The organism is Hallella sp. (assembly GCF_037460745.1).
GTDB classification, from domain to species: domain Bacteria; phylum Bacteroidota; class Bacteroidia; order Bacteroidales; family Bacteroidaceae; genus Prevotella; species Prevotella faecis.
In genome coordinates this window covers 1-17,192 of the sequence record NZ_JAXVAE010000083.1, presented here as the reverse complement: position 1 = coordinate 17,192, position 17,192 = coordinate 1, and the positions used below count along the sequence as shown (strand labels likewise).

The following is a 17,192-nucleotide window of genomic DNA, read 5'->3' as shown; positions in this document are numbered from 1 at the left end:
ATTCAACAATCCGCCTTGCGTTTAGGCATGTTTCGAGGTGCGGAACATGCCTAAACGCAGCACAATACATGGTCTTTCGAGTTGCGACAAGGCATGTATCGCAACCCGAAAGATGCCTAACGGCAACGGCTCGGCTGAGAGCAGGGGCGTCGAGAGCTCAAACATCTCTCCTCGACCGCTCAAAAACGGCCATCTCGCTCGCTATTTGGGGCGCTCCCGGTGATGCGGATTTTTCAGAACTATCATTACATTTCATTCCACCCCATCCCATTGTCCAACGGCCCAAGGGCCTGTTTGTCTCCCAAGTCGGCAGGTTTTTTCCACGCTCACAGCGCCCTTTTTCGCGCTCCCGCCCAACGCCCAGATGGCACAAAATGCGAAAAAATATGCGAAAAAAGCAGGTGGCTTCTTGGGCATTCGGGCGAATTACATTATCTTTGTGGAAAAATACCATAACCGATGACGGGAACAGAATTCATTGGAAAGTTTAAAAGCAAATACCTATGGGGCAACCTGGCGGCCATGGCGCTCGTCGTAGGAGCGCTGATTGTGGGTGCCAAGTTCGGCTTAGGCATTTACACCCATCACGGCGAATCGATTGCCATTCCCAACATAGTGCATAAGAAATTCGACAACGCCACACACGTGCTCGACCAACTGGGCTTGCGCATCGAGGTGAGCGACACGGGCTACGTGAAGACGCTGCCCCCCGGATGCATTCTCGAACAAAACCCGGAGCCGGGAGAGCATGTGAAGTCGGGGCATGTCATCTATGTCACCATCAACGCCAGCCACACGCCCACGCTGACGCTGCCCGACATCATCGACAACAGCTCGCTGCGAGAGGCCATGGCCAAACTGTCGGCCATGGGCTTTAAGTTGACCCCGCCCCAGTTTGTGCCGGGTGAGAAAGACTGGGTCTACGGCGTGGTGGTGAAGGGGCAGCACGTGGTCTACGGCGACAAGATCCCAGTAGACGCCGCCGTCACCATACAGGCGGGCAACGGACAGCTCGACGATAACGACGCGGTGAACTATGTGGACACGGAGCCGGCCGACAACTTCGAAACGGAGGAGCCCACCGAGGAAGACCCGTTCGAGGAGGTGAAGGAGCAACCCGCGGAGCCTGCGCCCACGCCCGAACCCGCCAAGAGGGATCCCGCGCAGCGCACGGAATGAGCATGAGGAGAAAGGGGTGAGAACCATCACGGGCCGCGTTCCCATTTAAGAAAACAAGACCAACAACGAATGACAGATTATACCGACGATATAGAACTCATGGAGGACGACGAGCTGACTGCCGTTGAGCCTTCGACCGACGACGCACAGCTCTATGAGCATTGGAAGATGGAGGTGGACCCCGGACAGGCCACCGTGCGCATCGATAAGTTTCTGGCTGAGCACATGCAGCACTCGAGCCGCAACCGCATACAGACGGCGGCCGAGCAGGGCTGCATCTTTGTGGGCGACCGACCTGTGAAGAGCAACTACAAGGTGCGGCCGGGCGACATCATCACCCTGAGGCTCGACCGACCCAAGCACGACACCACCATACGGCCCGAGGAGATTCCCTTGGACATCGTCTACGAGGACAGCGACCTGATGGTGGTCAACAAGCCCGTGGGCATGGTGGTGCACCCAGGCGCCGGCAACTTCAGCGGAACGCTCATCAACGCCGTGGCATGGCACATGCGCGACGTGCCCTCGTTCGACGCCAACGATCCCGAGGTGGGACTGGTTCACCGCATCGACAAGGACACCAGCGGCCTCATCGTGGTGGCCAAGACACCCGAGGCGAAGACGGCGCTGGGAAAGCAGTTTTTCAACAAGACCACACACCGCAGCTATAACGCGTTGGTGTGGGGCAACTTCGTCGAGGACGAGGGGCGCATCGAGGGCAACATTGGACGCGACCCCAAAGACCGCTTGCGCATGAAGGTGTTCGATCCCGAATCGGGCATCGGAAAACCGGCCGTCACCCACTGGCGAGTGCTCGAGCGATTCGGCTACACCACGCTCGTGGAATGTAAGCTGGAGACGGGACGAACCCACCAGATCAGGGCCCACATGAAGCACATCGGACACCCGCTGTTTGCCGACGAGCGCTACGGAGGAACCGAAATCCTGCGCGGACAGCGCAGCTCAAGCTACCGCGCCTTCATACGCAACTGCTTCGACCTCTGCCCACGACAGGCGCTGCACGCCAAGACGCTCGGATTCGTACACCCACGAACAGGACAGCAGATGGACTTCGACTCGGAGTGGCCCACCGATCTCACGGCGCTCATCGACCACTGGCGTAAGTTTATCAACGGAACGAGGCGCGACGACTAACACTTCCTTACAAATAAGAACACACAAGAATATCTATAATATCAACAAGATGAAAGATTTAAAGAGAAACATTGCCATCGTCTGCGGCGGTGACTCCTCTGAGCACGACGTGTCTATGCGCTCGGCACAGGGACTTTATTCATTCTTCGACAAAGAACGTTACAACATTTACATCGTCGACGTGAAAGGCATCAACTGGCACGTGGAATACGAAGACGGCGACGTGGCCACCATCGACAAGAACGACTTCTCGTTCATCGGCAAGGATGGCAAGGCTGTGGTCTTCGACTATGCTTACATCACCATTCACGGCACCCCGGGCGAGAACGGACTGATGCAGGGCTACTTCGACCTCATCCATCTGCCCTACTCCACCAGCGGTGTGCTGGTGGAAGCCATGACATTCAACAAGTATGTGCTCAACAACTACCTGCGCGCCTTTGGCGTACGCGTGGCCGACAGCGTCTTGCTGCGTCTGGGCGACGAGTATGATGAGAAGGAGATTGAGAAGCGCTTGGGCATGCCTGTCTTCGTGAAGCCGGCAGCCGACGGAAGCAGCTTCGGCGTGTCGAAGGTGAAAAACGCCGACCAGTTGGCTCCCGCCCTGCGCGTGGCCTTCATGGAGAGCGACGAAGTGATGATAGAAGGCTACATGAAGGGCACCGAGATCTCGATCGGATGCTACAAGACACGCGATAAGATGGTGGTGTTCCCAGCTACCGAGGTGGTGACCAGCAACGAGTTTTTCGACTACGACGCCAAGTACAACGGCCAGGTGCAGGAAATCACACCGGCACGCATCGCCGACGAAACAGCCAAGCGCGTGGCCGACGAAACAGCCAAGATCTACAACATCCTGCATTGCAACGGCATCATCCGAATCGACTATATCATCTCGAAAGATGCTGAGGGCAACGATCAGATCAACATGCTCGAGATCAACACCACACCGGGAATGACGGCCACAAGCTTCATACCGCAGCAGGTAAAGGCGGCCGGACTCGACATCAAGCAGGTGCTGACCGATATCGTGGAGAACCAGTTCTAACACGTTTCCCATCCTACGCAATCATCATTTCGCCTTATGATTATACCCGAGAAATTCAATGATATAAGGCCTTTCGAGCCCGAGGAGCTCCCTGAGGTCTACGATAGGTTGCTGGCCAACCCGCAGTTTCAAGCCGTCGTGAGGTATCTCTACCCTGATGTGCCGTTCGACATGCTCGCCGCGAAGATGAAGACGTGCAAGACGTCGCTCGACTTCCAAATGCAGTTCTGCTACAAGTTTATCGACAACCTGATGAAAAAGGCGAGCCGAGGCTATGAGATGAACTGCAAGGCGATCAACAACACCAAGCACTACACGTTCGTGAGCAACCACCGCGACATTGTGCTCGACTCGGCCATACTCGATGTGCTGCTCATCGACGCGGGCTTCACCACCACATGCGAGATAGCCATCGGCGACAACCTGCTGGCGCTGCCATGGGTGAAAGACCTCGTGAGGTTGAACAAGAGCTTCATCGTGAAGCGCGGATTGCCCATGCGCGAGATGCTGATGGCGGGCAAGACGCTCTCCGAATACATGCATTTTGCCATTCAGGAGAAGCACGAGAACGTGTGGGTGGCTCAGCGCTCGGGACGAGCCAAAGACTCGAACGACCGCACAGCCGAGGGTGTCTTGAAGATGATGACCATGGGTGGAACGGGTACGGTGCCCGAGAGACTGAAGGAATTGCACATCGTGCCGCTGACCATCTCTTACGAATACGACCCATGCGACTACTTGAAGGCGGTGGAGCTGCAGCAGAAACGCGACAACCCCGAATGGAAAAAAGGTCCCAACGACGACATCATCTCCATGCAGACAGGCATCATGGGATTCAAGGGGCATGTGCACTACCACTGCGCACCGTGCATCGACGAGTATCTCGACAACCTGCCGGCCGATACGCCCAAGGGTGAAATTCACCGCATCATTGCCGAGCACATCGACCATGAGATCCATAGCCATTACATGTTGTACCCATCCAACTATGTGGCACTCGATAAGCTGCAGGGTACGGAGGATTACAAAGACCACTACTCGGCCGACGACAAGGCGTTCTTCGACCGGTACCTGGCCGGACAGATGGCGAAGATCAACATGCCCAACAAGGACGAGGCGTTCCTACGCAAGAGCATCCTGACGATGTATGCCAACCCGGCAATCAACTATATGAATGCCACCAAATGACACGAACCCACAGGACTAAGTTTCGACTCATGGGTGCCTTCGCGGCCCTGCTGCTCATAACGGGCGTGGCCAGCTGCTCAAGCGACGGCTACGAAACGGGCGACGGGCGCTACAGTTACCTGCAGGCCGACTTCTGCAAGGCGCATGTAACGACCGCCAAGACGGTCGATTACATCCTGACCGACGGAGGCGACTCGGTGCACTTGGCTACGCCGGCCACGGTGGGCTGGGCCCCGGCGAAAGACACGTTGTGGCGTGCGCTGGCCTACTACGACAAGGCGGCAAGGAAATTGTTTAGCCTATCGCAGGTGCTGGTGGCGCGCCCGTTGGTCAAGATGAGTCTCGACAGCGTGGCCACCGATCCGCTGACACTCGAAAGCGCGTGGATGGGCGGAGGGTTCCTCAACATCGGGTTTGCCGTGAAAACGGGCTCCTCCGACCAAGTGGACGCCTCACAGGCCATAGGAATCATGGTCGACTCCATCGAGACCGAGGGCGAGGCCACACGCGCCGTGACCCTTCGCTTGTTGCACGCGCAGAACAATGTGCCGCAATATTACACGGTAAGGAGCTACCTCAGCATGCCTCTTCCCGCAGCATGGCGCAGCGCAAAGATGACGATCGTGGCCAACACCTACCGCGGTGAACAACGGCTGACGGCCGAATAGCCACAACCGCATTGCCAAACAAACGTCCTAACACAATAAAGGCCGTTTCCTCAACCACATGGTTTGGGAAACGGCCTTTACCTATTTATTATGGAATGGTATTATTTCAACACACCCAGTTCCTTACCAACCTTGATGAACGCGGCGATGCAACGATCCAACTGCTCGGTGGTGTGGGCAGCGCTCAGCTGAACGCGGATGCGTGCCTCGCCCTTCGGAACAACGGGATAGCAGAAGCCTGTGACGTAGATGCCTTCCTCAAGCATGCAGTTGGCAAAGCGAACGGCCAACGGAGCGTCGTAAAGCATCACAGCGCAGATGGCGCTCTGCGTGGGCTTAATGTCGAAGCCTGCGGCAATCATCTTGTCGCGGAAGTAATTAACGTTCTCAACCAACTTGTCGTGGAGCGAGTTGTCTGTCTTCAGAATCTCAAACAACTTCAGGCTGGCGCCAATGATGCCAGGGGCCAAAGAGTTGGAGAAGAGATAGGGACGGCTGCTCTGGCGCAGCATGTCGATGATCTCCTTACGACCTGTTGTGAAGCCGCCGAGGGCGCCACCAAAGGCCTTTCCGAGGGTTCCGGTGTAAATGTCAACGCGGCCATAGGTGTCGTTGAGCTCGCTAACGCCGTGGCCAGTGGGACCGACAACGCCGGCTGAGTGGCTCTCGTCCACCATGACGAGTGCGTCGTACTTCTCTGCCAAGTCGCAAATCTTATCCATCGGAGCCACATTACCGTCCATAGAGAACACGCCGTCGGTGCAGATAATGCGGAAACGCTGGGCTTGGGCCTCCTTCAGGCAACGCTCCAAATCCTCCATGTCGGCATTCTTATAACGATAGCGCTGGGCCTTGCAAAGGCGCACGCCGTCGATGATGCTGGCATGGTTCAGGGCATCAGAGATGATGGCGTCCTGGTCGGTCAGGAACGAACCAAACAAGCCTCCGTTGGCATCGAAGCAAGCGGCATAAAGGATAGTGTCCTCAGTCTTGAAGTAATCGCTGATGGCAGCCTCCAGTTGCTTGTGAATATCCATGGTACCACAGATGAAGCGAACGGATGCCATACCATAACCGCGACGGTCCATCACGTCCTTGGCAGCCTGAATCAGGCGAGGGTCGTTGGCCAAGCCAAGGTAGTTGTTAGCACAAAAATTGAGTACTTCCTTGCCCTTTACCTGGATGGATGCACCCTGAGGGCTCTCAATGATACGCTCTTCTTTGTAAAGGCCTGCAGTCTTCAAGCCTGCGAGAGTCTCTTGAAGATGTTGTTTCACTTTTCCGTACATAGTAGTTTTAATTAAAGTCAGTGGTACAAAGTAACTGCTTTTTCTTGAGAAAATGGGGCCTATCGCAGCGAAAAAGGTACAGAATTGGAAGTTTTAATCTAATTTAACAAAGCCATTTCCGTAGTTCAACAAAAAAGCATTTACTTTGCGACATATTTTCATCAATTCTATCATACCTAAAAATGAAGAACATACTTGTAATTGGCTCAACTGGACAAATTGGCTCTGAATTAACGCGCGAGCTCCGTAAGCGCTACGGCAACGACCATGTAGTTGCTGGATACATCAAAGGTGCAGAGCCCACTGGCGAGTTGTTGGAGGCTGGCCCCGCTGAGGAGGCTGATGTCACTAACGCTGAAATGATCGCTACCGTGGTAAAGAAGTACCACATCGACGCCATCTATAACCTGGCAGCGCTGCTGTCGGTGGTGGCTGAGAACAAACCTAACTTGGCTTGGAAGATTGGAATCGACGGTCTCTGGAACATCCTGGAGGTGGCCCGCGAGCACCATTGCCAAGTGTTCACACCCAGCTCTATCGGCTCATTCGGTGAGTCGACACCCCATTGGATGACCCCGCAGGACACCATCCAGCGCCCAAAGACTATCTATGGCGTGAGCAAGGTGACAACGGAGCTGCTCAGCGATTGGTTCAACCAGAAGTACGGCACCGACACACGCTCGGTTCGCTTCCCCGGACTGATCTCTTACGTAGCGCTTCCTGGAGGTGGCACAACCGACTATGCTGTCGACATCTTCTACTCTGCCGTACGCGGTGAGAAGTTTGTTTGCCCCATCCCCGAAGGCACATTGATGGACATGATGTACATGCCCGACGCATTGCACGCCGCCATCAGCCTGATGGAAGCCGACCCCGCCCGCCTCGTACACCACAACGGTTTCAATGTGACAGCTATGAGCTTCGCTCCCGAAACCATCTATGCCGAGATCAAGAAGTACAAGCCCGACTTCGAGATGGTTTACGAAGTAGACCCCCTGAAGAAGGCTATCGCAGAAAGTTGGCCCGACAAGCTCGATGACAGCTGCGCCCGCCAGGAGTGGGATTGGAAGCCTCAGTACGACCTTTCAAGCATGACTGTGGATATGCTCGATAAGCTCTCGAAGAAGCTCAACGGATAAGACACAACATTTCTAACATACCATCGCATGAAGAGGAGGACCTTATCGTCCTCCTTTTTTTATGGGTTCAAAAGAAGTTATCCAATCATCCAAAAGAAAATTTTCAAACATCCAAAAGAAGATTCCCAATCATTCAAAAGAAGATTCCCAATCATTCAAAAGAAGATATTTAGTGATTCAAAAGCGGCTTTATATGGATTCAAAGGCGGCTTTATATGGATACAAAAGCGGCTTTATATGGATTCAAAGGCGGCTTTATATGGATTCAAAGGCGGCTTTATAAGGATTCACAAAACCGACAGAGGCGTCGAATGGCAGGTTTACTATTCGACGCCTCAGTGGTTTGGGCCCTTTGGCAGTTCCATCGGGCATGTCTGGCACGACTTACAGGCTCTCCAACACGCGCTTGAGCACCACTTCGGCGCTTATCTCACGGTTGGCAGCCTCGGGAATAACGAGGCTATGGTCACTCTCAATGACGTCGTCGGTGACAATCAAGCCGCGTCGAACAGGCAGGCAATGCATGAAATAGCCATCGTTTGTCCAACGCATGTGCTCGCTATCAATGGTCCATGAGGAATCGCTGGATAGGATTTTACCATAGTCCTCGGGGCGTGTCACACCCGGACAGCTCCAGTTCTTGGCATACACAAAGTCGGCTCCGGCCAACGCCTTGCGCTGATCATACTCAACTGTGGCACCCTTCGTGAACTTCGGATCGAGCTCATAGCCCTCGGGGTGGGTAATGACGAAGTCGACATCGGCCGCTGTCATCCACTCGGCAAACGAGTTGGGGACGGCCTGTGGCAACGCACGGCAATGGGGAGCCCAAGTCAGAACCACCTTCGGACGTGCCGTCTTTTTGTGCTCCTCAATGGTGATGAGGTCGGCAAAAGCCTGCAACGGATGCACCGTAGCGGTCTCCATGGCCACCACAGGGCGCCCAGAGTATTTCACAAACTGGTTCACGATGGTCTCGGCATAGTCGAACTCGCGGTCGGAAAGACCAGCAAACGAGCGCACGGCAATAACGTCGCAATAGGAGCCCATGACGGGAATGGCCTCCAAAAGGTGCTCACTCTTGTCGCCATCCATGATGACTCCGCGTTCGGTTTCCAACTTCCAAGCGCCAGCATTCACGTCGAGCACTATGACATTCATGCCCAAGTTCATTGCCGCCTTTTGGGTGGAGAGGCGCGTACGCAGCGAATTATTGAAGAAAATCATCAGCAGGGTCTTGTTCTTTCCCAACTGCTGATATTGGAAACGGTCGCGTTTCACCTCCAAAGCCTCGGCCAACGCCTTGTCGAGCGGGCCGATATCTTGCACATTAAAAAAACTCTTCATCGTTACTCTTTTTGTTGATCGTTGTATGATTAAATAATCGTTGTCTTGTCAGGGATAAGCATAGCCAACACCATAAGCATATAAAGGCACCGCCTGCTCTGAGACGAGCCAACTCCATAAGCACCTAAAGGCATCGCCTGCTCTGAGACGAGCCAACCCCATAAGCACCTAAAGGCATCGCCTGTTCTGAGAAGAGCCAACCCCATAAGCGACTTATCGAAACCCCATAAGCATTCCAAGATAGCATTAGCGGCGCTCAAAGAATACACCTTAAGCAGTTTACGAAAGCATTAGGAACGCCCTAAGAAGGCTCCGTATGTAGTTTACGAGAGCATTAGGAACGCCCTAAGAAGAGTCCGCAAGCGGTTTATGAAAGCATTGGAAACGCTTTATGGGCGTGTCTGACCGTTGCCTTCCACAATCCATTTGTAGGTACAAATCTCGTCTAACCCCATAGGACCACGCGGCCCAAGCTTCTGAGTGCTGATGCCAATCTCTGCTCCCAGGCCAAACTGGGCGCCATCGGTGAACGACGTTGGGGCGTTCCAATAGACGCAAGCGGCATCAACCTGTGCCTGAAAGCGGCGGGCAGCCTGTTCGTCCTCGGTGATGATGGCCTCACTATGGCCCGATCCGTAACGGGCGATGTGGTCGACGGCCTCATCGATATCGCGCACCACGCGCACCGACATCTTGTAATCCATGTATTCGCGGCCAAACGATTCGGCGTCGGCCTCGCACAGTAGGTTGGACGGATAATGCCCTTCCAGTTGGCCATAAGCGGTAGAATCGGCATAAAGCACCACGTTCTTGCCGGCCAAAGGCTCCACCAACGCAGGCAGATCGGCCAGCCGTGCCACATGCACCAACAAGCAATCCAAGGCGTTGCACACCGAAACCCTACGCGTCTTGGCGTTGAGCACGATGGCCTTTCCTTTCTCCAGGTCGCCCGTTTCGTCAAAATAGGTGTTGACAACGCCCGCTCCCGTCTCTATGACAGGTATGCGGGCCGTGTCTCTCACGAAGTCGATAAGCTTTCGTCCGCCCCTCGGAATACAAAGGTCTATGTAGCCCACGGCATTCAGCATCTCAGCCGTGGCCTCATGAGTGGCCGGCAACAGCACCACCGCCTGCTCGTCAACGCCCATGCGCCGGAGCACACCGTGAATGAGATCGACCGCCTCCTGATTGGAAGCCTCAGCGTCGCGACCGCCCTTGAGCACACAAACGTTGCCACTCTTGAAGCAGAGCGCAAACACGTCGAAGGTCACATTGGGGCGCGCCTCATAAACAACGCCGATGACACCAAAGGGCACACTCACCCGATGAAGGCGCAAACCATTGTCGAGTGTGCGCTCATGGCTGACGCGGCCCAAGGGCGATGGCAACCGAGTTACGTTCTCCATGTCGTGCGAGATGGCACAAAGGCGCTCATCGGTCAGCATCAACCGGTCGTACAACGGGTTGCTCTTGTGCATGGCCGCCAGGTCTTTCCGGTTGGCCTGAAGGAGCGACGCGCTCTGCGTTCGTATCTCCTCGGCCACCGCCAAGAGCACAGCGTTGCGTGCCTCATCGGTCATGGAAGCCACCGAACGGCTGGCTTGCTTGGCCTGTTGGAACAGACGGGTCAGTTGCATGGTATGAATTCAGTATGTGGAACATGGTTTTTGCGGGTCTCTAAATCCACCAACACATTGTCGCGCTCACCGTTAGCGATGATGACACGTATGCCAGCCTGCGACACTTTCTTAGCCGTGGTGTACTTGGAGTGCATGCCACCGCGTCCGAAAGCGCTCTTCTCGGGAAGGATATACTCGCTGAGGTCGCGGTCGGGTGCCACCTCCTGGATGAGCTCCGCATTGGGATCGTCGGGATGAGAGGTATAAATGCCATCGATGTTCGACAGCAACACCAATGTCTCCGCACGCATCATCTTGGCGATAAGGCCCGACAACTCATCGTTATCGGTGAACATCAGCTCGGTGACACACACCGTATCGTTCTCGTTGACGATAGGCAAGACGCCATTCTCAAGCATCACCTCCATGCAGGCCCGTTGGTTTAGGTACTGCTCACCAGGCTCAAAGTTCTCCTTCATGGTAAGCACCTGACCTATGGGAATGTCAAACTCGCGGAACAAATCGTAGTAGAGCCCCACCAGTTTCACTTGTCCGACGGCGGAGAAGAGCTGCCGCTGCTCCACCGAATCCAATCGGTGGTCCACGCGCAGCTCACCCCTTCCGCTGGCCATGGCGCCCGACGACACGAGGATGACCTCGTGCCCGTGCTGCCTGAGCCACGCTATCTGGTCGACGAGGGTCGACACCCGCGTCACGTCGAGCTTGCCATCGCGGCGGGTCAGCACATTACTGCCCACCTTCACCACCATTCTTTTCTTCTTCTCATCCATGGTATCGTGAGTTAGAATGGTGCCTATCAGTCTTGTTTCTCGCTGTCTTTCTTACGGATTTCCACACGACGGATCTTGCCGCTGATGGTCTTTGGCAACTCGTCGACAAACTCCACGATGCGCGGATACTTGTAAGGCGCAGTCTCTTTCTTCACGTGTTGCTGCAACTCCTTAACCAGCGCGTCGCCCGCTTTGTCTTTCCACTCCTTGCCGAGCACCACCGTAGCCTTGACCACCATGCCACGGATGTCGTCGGGAACACCCGTGATGGCACACTCCACAACAGCCGGATGGGTCATCAAAGCCGACTCCACCTCGAACGGGCCGATACGGTAGCCACTCGACTTGATGACGTCGTCGATGCGTCCCTCAAACCAATAATAGTCGTCCTCGTCGCGCCAGGCCATGTCGCCCGTGTGGTACAGACCATCGTGCCAAGCCTCCTTGGTCAGCTCTGGGTCGCGATAATACTCCTTGAACAGACCGATGGGCTTGCGGTCGCCTACGCGAACCACTATCTCGCCCTTCTCACCGTCCTCACAAGGAGTGCCGTCGGGCTTCACCAGGTCTATGTCGTACTGGGCGTTGGGCATACCCATCGATCCCGGCTTGGGCTTCATCCAAGGCATGGTTCCGAGCGTCATGGTGGTCTCGGTCTGGCCGAATCCCTCCATCATCTGTATGCCCGTCAGTTCCTTGAACTTATCGAACACAGCGGGGTTTAGAGCCTCACCGGCCGTGGTGCAATACTCGAGCGATGAGAGGTCGTACTTCGACAGGTCCTCGCGAATCATGAATCGGTAGATGGTAGGAGGCGCACAGAACGATGTGACGTGGTATTTCTCTATCTGCCTGAGCAGGGTGTCGGCGTTGAACTTCTCGTGGTCGAACACGAAAACGGTAGCTCCGGCAAACCACTGGCCGTAGAACTTGCCCCAAACAGCTTTTCCCCAACCCGTGTCGGCCACTGTGAGGTGGAGCGAGTTCTCGTGCAAATTATGCCAGAACACACCCGTCGTAAGGTGGCCCAAGGCATAAAGGTAATCGTGTGCCACCATCTTCGGCTCACCGCTGGTACCACTGGTGAAGTACATCAGCATGGTGTCCTCGTTGGTGTTTACAAACTTAGGCTTAACAAACTTAGGAGCCTTGCGCCACTCGGCCTGCCAATCGCGGAAGCCCTCGGGGATGGGTTTGCCATGGTCGGTCACGGCAATGAGGGTCTTCACCGAAGGACTCTCGGGCATGGCCTGCTTGACTTGCTCGGTCACATAGGCGTCGTCGACACAGATGATGGCCTTCACGCTGGCTCGCGTGTTGCGGTACACGATATCGTGCTTGGTGAGCATGTGTGTGGCGGGAATCACGATGGCACCAATCTTATGGAGCGCCAACATGACGACCCACCATTCATACCTACGCTTGAGGATGAGCATGACGGGATCGTTCTTGCCAATTCCCAACGAGAGCAGGTACGAAGCCGCCTGGTCCGACTGCTCCTTGAGCTCTGCATAGGTGGTTCTGATCTCGTCGCCTTGGTCGTTGGTCCAAAGGATGGCAAGCTTGTTGGGCGCCTCTTCAGCCCACACGTCCATGACGTCGTAGGCGAAATTGAAGTTCTCCGGAACGATAAATTCCAGATGTTTATTATAGTCCTCTACCGACTCGAAGTGGGTCTGCTTTAAAAATCTCTCTATCATAGTGTTTGTATCCTGATGATTATCCAATTGTTGCGGCTAAGAACCTCACCGCCTTATCGCCTACGGCCAGCATGCCATGGGGCTTGCTGGAATCGAAATAGATGCTGTCGCCCTCGTTCAGGCGGATGGTCTTTCCGTCAAGATAAATATCCATGGCGCCCTCGAGCACAAGGTTAAACTCTTGTCCGGCGTGGTTATTCTTATAAACGGTGTGGGCCTCGGGCTTGGGCTCAACGGTCACAATGAACACGTCGGCCTTGTGATTGACATAGCCGCTCACCAGGCTTTGGTACTTATACGCCTTGGTACGCTCCACGCTCATGCCCTGACCTTTGCGCACCACGAAATAAGACTTCATGCGAGGTGCCTCGGCAAACATCAGCTCCTCTGCCGACACGCCATACTTATGGGCAATCTTCATCAGCTTGGAGATGGTGATATCTTCCTCACCCTGCTCTACCTTCTCGTATTTTTCGACATTAAGACCGCAAGCGTCGGCCACCTCCTGGGCCGTCAGGTCGAGCGCATCGCGCAACCCCTTGAGTCGTTCTCCAATTTGTTTTAGTTGTTCATCCATATTGGTTGCTTATTAAGAAATATTTGTGTAATGTGAAAAGCACGGCCCAAAGCCTATTTCGTGCTGGCTTTCAGTCCGCGAATGACGGCCGACGTAAAGCCCGCGTGCTCCATCTCGTTGAGCCCCTTGATGGTCAGTCCGCCCGGAGTGGTCACCTGGTCGATGGCTTGCTCCGGATGCATACCCGTAGCCCTGAGCAGTTGGACGGCTCCCTCCAGCGTCTGCATCACGATTTCCTTCGACACGTCGGCCTTGAAACCAAGCTCCACACCGCCCTCCGACGCCGCACGGATGTAGCGCATGGCGTAGGCGATACCACACGAAGCCAGCGTGGTTCCGGCTGCGAGGTGCTGATAATCGGTCAGCAACGCCGTACCCATCTCATCGAAAAGGCCCTTCACCAGCGCCGTCTGCTCAGGCGTGGCGTCCACGGGAACGACGAACGTCATCGACTGTTTCTGGGCAATGGCGATATTGGGGATAACCAAGAAGAAGGGCGGTGTGTCGGGCAACCACTGCTTCACCTGGTCAGGACTGATGCCTGCCGCCATGATGACGAGCAGTTGCTCCTTGGGTCGCAGCACATCGCGTATCTCGTCGAAGACCATCTCCACGAGCCACGGCTTGACACAGACGCACACCATATCGGCTTTGGCTGCCGCCTCCTTGTTGTCGGTTGTGGCATACGCCCCCACGGCCTTGAACCTGTCGGTCTTCGCCGTCGTGGGGTTCGACACGATAATATCGCTTGGGCAGACAGATGGCACCTGAAGCAGTCCCTGCACGGTGGCACCTCCCATGGCGCCCACTCCAATCATGGCTATCTTCATAATGTATCGAGTATGTGTTTGAATTTGCTGACGAAAAGGTCGGCGTCGGCCTTGGTGAGGCAGAGCGGTGGCAGCAGGCGCAGCACGTTGGTTCCGGCGCATCCGGTGAAACAATGCTCCTGATGGATGAGCGGCACACGCACGTCCTTGTGGGGAACGTCGAGGTCGACTCCTATCATCAGTCCACGACCACGCACCTCAAGGATATGGGGCTCGGTCTCCTGCAGTTCCTTGAGCTTGCCTATGAGATACTCGCCCACCTCATGGGCATTGTCGACGAGGTGCTCCTTGTTGAACACATCGAGCACGGCGAGGGCTGCGGCGCAAGCCAAATGGTTGCCGCCAAAGGTGGTTCCAAGCTGTCCCTTGACAGGAACGAAGCGGGGTGAGATGAGCACGCCTCCCATGGGGAATCCGTTGCCGATGCCCTTGGCCACCGTGATGAGGTCGGGCTTGATGCCGAGCCACTGGTGGGCAAAGAACTTACCGCTGCGGCCATAGCCACATTGTATCTCGTCGCAGATGAGCACCGTTCCATACTTCCGGCAAGCCTCAGCCAGTCCTTGCGCAAACTCGGGTGTGGCCAGACGGATGCCTCCCACGCCCTGGATGGCCTCGATGATGACGGCGCACACATCGCCCTTGGCCAGCTCGCGCTCCCAGGCCGGCAGGTCGTTGAGCGGCAGGAAGGTGGTGTGGCCATTGTTGTTGATGGGCGCCACAATCTTCGGGTTGTCGGTAGCTTCCACCGCCAGCGACGTACGGCCGTGGAACGCATGGCCAGCGGCCAGCACACGGGTGCGTCCTGTGTGGAAACTGGCCAACTTGAGGGCGTTCTCGTTGGCCTCAGCGCCACTGTTGACGAGGAAGAGCTGGTAGTCGTCGTAGCCCGACACGCGGCCCAACCGGTCGGCGAGCTTTTCCTGCAGGCCATTGATGACACTGTTGGAATAGAAGCCCAGGTTGCAGAGTTGGCGCTCCAGCACCTTCACATAATGGGGGTGGCAATGGCCTATGCTGATGACGGCATGGCCACCATAGAGGTCGAGGTACTCCTGATCGTTGTCGTCCCAAACTCTCGTTCCTTTTCCCTTCACGATGTTGATGTCGAAGAGGGAATATACATCGAATAATTTCATCTTACATTAGTCGTCTCGGGGCCCTGCGCATGCGGGCCGTTTGTTACACAAAAGCCCTCCATCGGATGGAGGGACGTTGGGCGGATGTGGACGCCTTGGCACCCACACCCTTTGTTAGAAGGCCGATGGCTTGAGGCCCAAGCCTGTCGTTTCGCTGATGCCAAACATGAGGTTCATGTTCTGCACGGCCTGTCCTACGGCTCCTTTGAGCAGGTTGTCGATACACGCCGTGACGAGCAACTTGCCGTCGATAACGTCGCAATGGACCAGCGCCTTGTTGGTGTTGACCACCTGCTTCATGTCGAGCGGCTTGTCGACGTAATGGGTAAACGGCTCATGGGCGTAGAACGCCTTGTAGCCTTCCACGATGGCGTCGGCCTGAGCCTGGGTGCGTAGCACCTCGGTGGCGAAGATGCCACGCGCAAAATTGCCACGGTAAGGTATGAAATCGATGGCCGCGGAGAACGAGGCCTGCTCCTGCTTGAGGCTCTGCCGTATCTCGGGCACGTGCTGGTGGCGGAAGGCCTTGTACACGCTGAGGTTGTCGGTGCGCCACGAGAAGTGGGTGGTGGCACCGGGTTTCACGCCAGCTCCGGTGGATCCCGTGATGGCGTTCACCATGACATCGTTGTCGATGAGTTGCATGTGGGCTGCGGGCAGCAATCCCAACTGTATGCAGGTGGCGAAACAACCGGGGTTGGCCACGTGGCGGGCGGCGGCTATGCGCTGCCTATTGATCTCGGGCAGACCGTACACGAAGTCGTGGTTGTCGGGCGTATAGGGCTGCGTGGGGTCGTAAGGCTTACTGGCGGCCAAGCGGAAATCTTGGGCCAGGTCGATGATCTTCACCGTCGCAGGGATATGATGCTCGCGCAAGAACGCCTCACTCTTTCCGTGGCCGAAGCAGAAGAACACCACGTCGACCGCGTCGAAGGGCATCTCTGAGGTGAAGCGCATATCGGTGTCGCCATAGAGTCCCTCGTGGACATCGGTCAGCAGGTTGCCGGCGTTGCTCTCGCTATTGACAAACACCAGCTGTGCCTCAGGGTGATGGAGCAGCAGGCGGATGAGTTCGCCGGCGGTATATCCGGCGCCGCCCAGTATTCCTATTCGTATCATAATGGGTGTCAATGATTAGTATTGTGGCATGATGAGCCAAAGAATGATATAGACCAAGAGGCCGGGGAAGGCGGCGCTGAACACAGAGAGCAGCACGTAGGCCAGGCGCACGATGGCGGGATCCCAACCAAAATACTCGGCGATGCCGCCGCACACTCCTGCTACCCAACGGTCGGATGAGGAGCGGAGAAGGCGTTTGTTTGTGGTCATGACATGAGGGTTTAGGGGTTATTAACGCTGCTCGTCGGGGTGCATGCCGTAGAACACACGCAGCGGCGTAGAGCTGATCTTGATGAAGCCCTTGGCGTCGTCGGCGGTCCAACCGTGGTTCATCTCGCCATACTCGCCGAGCTTCGACTTCGTGAGGTCGTCGGGCGAGTCGACGCCGACGGTCTGGAAGCCAT

16 protein-coding genes and 2 pseudogenes are annotated in these 17,192 nt (G+C 55.8%); 7 read left to right on the top strand and 11 right to left on the bottom strand.

Annotation, left to right across the window (positions count from 1 at the left end; all coding sequences use genetic code 11):
• Positions 1-459: 459 nt before the first annotated feature.
• From WKK33_RS04770 to WKK33_RS04750, 5 genes are all read left to right on the top strand, one after another.
• Complete coding sequence (locus tag WKK33_RS04770; protein WP_215759217.1) at positions 460-1,179, top strand: PASTA domain-containing protein; 720 nt, start codon at positions 460-462, stop codon at positions 1,177-1,179.
• Positions 1,180-1,248: 69 nt separating this feature from the next.
• On the top strand, positions 1,249-2,334 hold the full coding sequence (locus WKK33_RS04765; protein ID WP_215759218.1) for an RluA family pseudouridine synthase: 1,086 nt from the start codon (positions 1,249-1,251) through the stop codon (positions 2,332-2,334).
• Between the two features lie 49 nt (positions 2,335-2,383).
• Positions 2,384-3,382: a D-alanine--D-alanine ligase gene (locus WKK33_RS04760; RefSeq protein ID WP_337932730.1), complete on the top strand. Its 999-nt coding sequence runs from the start codon at positions 2,384-2,386 to the stop codon at positions 3,380-3,382.
• 36 nt (positions 3,383-3,418) lie between these two features.
• Entirely contained in the window at positions 3,419-4,570 is a 1,152-nt protein-coding gene (locus WKK33_RS04755; protein ID WP_337932729.1) for a 1-acyl-sn-glycerol-3-phosphate acyltransferase, read from the top strand.
• Entirely contained in the window at positions 4,567-5,238 is a 672-nt protein-coding gene (locus WKK33_RS04750) for a NigD-like C-terminal domain-containing protein (RefSeq protein WP_337932728.1), read from the top strand. Before WKK33_RS04755 ends, WKK33_RS04750 begins: the two co-directional genes overlap by 4 nt.
• A 101-nt stretch (positions 5,239-5,339) precedes the next feature.
• Here WKK33_RS04750 and kbl read toward each other — a convergent pair whose 3' ends face one another.
• Positions 5,340-6,527 (bottom strand): glycine C-acetyltransferase, encoded by a 1,188-nt coding sequence (kbl, locus tag WKK33_RS04745; RefSeq protein ID WP_215759221.1) that lies wholly within the window; start codon positions 6,525-6,527, stop codon positions 5,340-5,342.
• 182 nt (positions 6,528-6,709) lie between these two features.
• Between kbl and WKK33_RS04740 the strand changes: the two genes are divergently transcribed.
• Both WKK33_RS04740 and WKK33_RS04735 read left to right on the top strand, forming a co-directional pair.
• Entirely contained in the window at positions 6,710-7,666 is a 957-nt protein-coding gene (locus WKK33_RS04740; RefSeq protein WP_337932727.1) for an NAD-dependent epimerase/dehydratase family protein, read from the top strand.
• Positions 7,667-7,727: 61 nt separating this feature from the next.
• Positions 7,728-7,949, top strand: a complete 222-nt coding sequence (locus tag WKK33_RS04735) for a hypothetical protein (protein WP_337932725.1) — start codon at positions 7,728-7,730, stop codon at positions 7,947-7,949.
• 101 nt (positions 7,950-8,050) lie between these two features.
• Here WKK33_RS04735 and WKK33_RS04730 read toward each other — a convergent pair whose 3' ends face one another.
• From WKK33_RS04730 to WKK33_RS04685, 10 genes and pseudogenes are all read right to left on the bottom strand, one after another.
• Complete coding sequence (locus WKK33_RS04730) at positions 8,051-9,013, bottom strand: acetylornithine carbamoyltransferase (RefSeq protein ID WP_337745871.1); 963 nt, start codon at positions 9,011-9,013, stop codon at positions 8,051-8,053.
• Between the two features lie 389 nt (positions 9,014-9,402).
• The gene (locus tag WKK33_RS04725; RefSeq protein ID WP_337932723.1) at positions 9,403-10,650 is read right to left on the bottom strand and encodes a glutamate-5-semialdehyde dehydrogenase; all 1,248 of its coding nucleotides are present in this window, start codon (positions 10,648-10,650) and stop codon (positions 9,403-9,405) included.
• Between the two features lie 32 nt (positions 10,651-10,682).
• Positions 10,683-11,423: pseudogene (gene proB / locus WKK33_RS04720) on the bottom strand (glutamate 5-kinase); the annotation flags it as partial.
• A 26-nt stretch (positions 11,424-11,449) separates the two neighbouring features.
• Positions 11,450-13,123 (bottom strand): AMP-binding protein, encoded by a 1,674-nt coding sequence (locus tag WKK33_RS04715; RefSeq protein ID WP_337932722.1) that lies wholly within the window; start codon positions 13,121-13,123, stop codon positions 11,450-11,452.
• 19 nt (positions 13,124-13,142) lie between these two features.
• Complete coding sequence (locus WKK33_RS04710; RefSeq protein WP_337468421.1) at positions 13,143-13,700, bottom strand: cupin domain-containing protein; 558 nt, start codon at positions 13,698-13,700, stop codon at positions 13,143-13,145.
• 53 nt (positions 13,701-13,753) lie between these two features.
• Complete coding sequence (locus tag WKK33_RS04705; RefSeq protein ID WP_337932721.1) at positions 13,754-14,530, bottom strand: pyrroline-5-carboxylate reductase; 777 nt, start codon at positions 14,528-14,530, stop codon at positions 13,754-13,756.
• Complete coding sequence (locus WKK33_RS04700) at positions 14,527-15,669, bottom strand: aminotransferase class III-fold pyridoxal phosphate-dependent enzyme (RefSeq protein ID WP_337932720.1); 1,143 nt, start codon at positions 15,667-15,669, stop codon at positions 14,527-14,529. Before WKK33_RS04700 ends, WKK33_RS04705 begins: the two co-directional genes overlap by 4 nt.
• Before the next feature lie 114 nt (positions 15,670-15,783).
• Positions 15,784-16,788 carry an N-acetyl-gamma-glutamyl-phosphate reductase gene (gene argC / locus WKK33_RS04695; protein WP_330001699.1) on the bottom strand — a complete coding sequence of 335 codons (1,005 nt, stop codon included), beginning with the start codon at positions 16,786-16,788 and terminating at the stop codon, positions 15,784-15,786.
• Between the two features lie 15 nt (positions 16,789-16,803).
• On the bottom strand, positions 16,804-16,998 hold the full coding sequence (locus tag WKK33_RS04690; protein ID WP_215759231.1) for a PspC domain-containing protein: 195 nt from the start codon (positions 16,996-16,998) through the stop codon (positions 16,804-16,806).
• A 21-nt stretch (positions 16,999-17,019) separates the two neighbouring features.
• Positions 17,020-17,192: pseudogene (locus tag WKK33_RS04685) on the bottom strand (argininosuccinate synthase); the annotation flags it as partial.

Coding starts and splice junctions, on each gene's coding strand:
- WKK33_RS04725 (WP_337932723.1), bottom strand. CDS start 10,650: ATGCAACTGACCCGTCTGTTCCAACAGGCCAAGCAAGCCAGCCGTTCG.
- WKK33_RS04690 (WP_215759231.1), bottom strand. CDS start 16,998: ATGACCACAAACAAACGCCTTCTCCGCTCCTCATCCGACCGTTGGGTA.
- WKK33_RS04755 (WP_337932729.1), top strand. CDS start 3,419: ATGATTATACCCGAGAAATTCAATGATATAAGGCCTTTCGAGCCCGAG.
- kbl (WP_215759221.1), bottom strand. CDS start 6,527: ATGTACGGAAAAGTGAAACAACATCTTCAAGAGACTCTCGCAGGCTTG.
- WKK33_RS04700 (WP_337932720.1), bottom strand. CDS start 15,669: ATGAAATTATTCGATGTATATTCCCTCTTCGACATCAACATCGTGAAG.
- WKK33_RS04730 (WP_337745871.1), bottom strand. CDS start 9,013: ATGAAGAGTTTTTTTAATGTGCAAGATATCGGCCCGCTCGACAAGGCG.
- argC (WP_330001699.1), bottom strand. CDS start 16,788: ATGATACGAATAGGAATACTGGGCGGCGCCGGATATACCGCCGGCGAA.
- WKK33_RS04760 (WP_337932730.1), top strand. CDS start 2,384: ATGAAAGATTTAAAGAGAAACATTGCCATCGTCTGCGGCGGTGACTCC.
- WKK33_RS04715 (WP_337932722.1), bottom strand. CDS start 13,123: ATGATAGAGAGATTTTTAAAGCAGACCCACTTCGAGTCGGTAGAGGAC.
- WKK33_RS04765 (WP_215759218.1), top strand. CDS start 1,249: ATGACAGATTATACCGACGATATAGAACTCATGGAGGACGACGAGCTG.
- WKK33_RS04750 (WP_337932728.1), top strand. CDS start 4,567: ATGACACGAACCCACAGGACTAAGTTTCGACTCATGGGTGCCTTCGCG.
- WKK33_RS04770 (WP_215759217.1), top strand. CDS start 460: ATGACGGGAACAGAATTCATTGGAAAGTTTAAAAGCAAATACCTATGG.
- WKK33_RS04705 (WP_337932721.1), bottom strand. CDS start 14,530: ATGAAGATAGCCATGATTGGAGTGGGCGCCATGGGAGGTGCCACCGTG.
- WKK33_RS04710 (WP_337468421.1), bottom strand. CDS start 13,700: ATGGATGAACAACTAAAACAAATTGGAGAACGACTCAAGGGGTTGCGC.
- WKK33_RS04735 (WP_337932725.1), top strand. CDS start 7,728: ATGGGTTCAAAAGAAGTTATCCAATCATCCAAAAGAAAATTTTCAAAC.
- WKK33_RS04740 (WP_337932727.1), top strand. CDS start 6,710: ATGAAGAACATACTTGTAATTGGCTCAACTGGACAAATTGGCTCTGAA.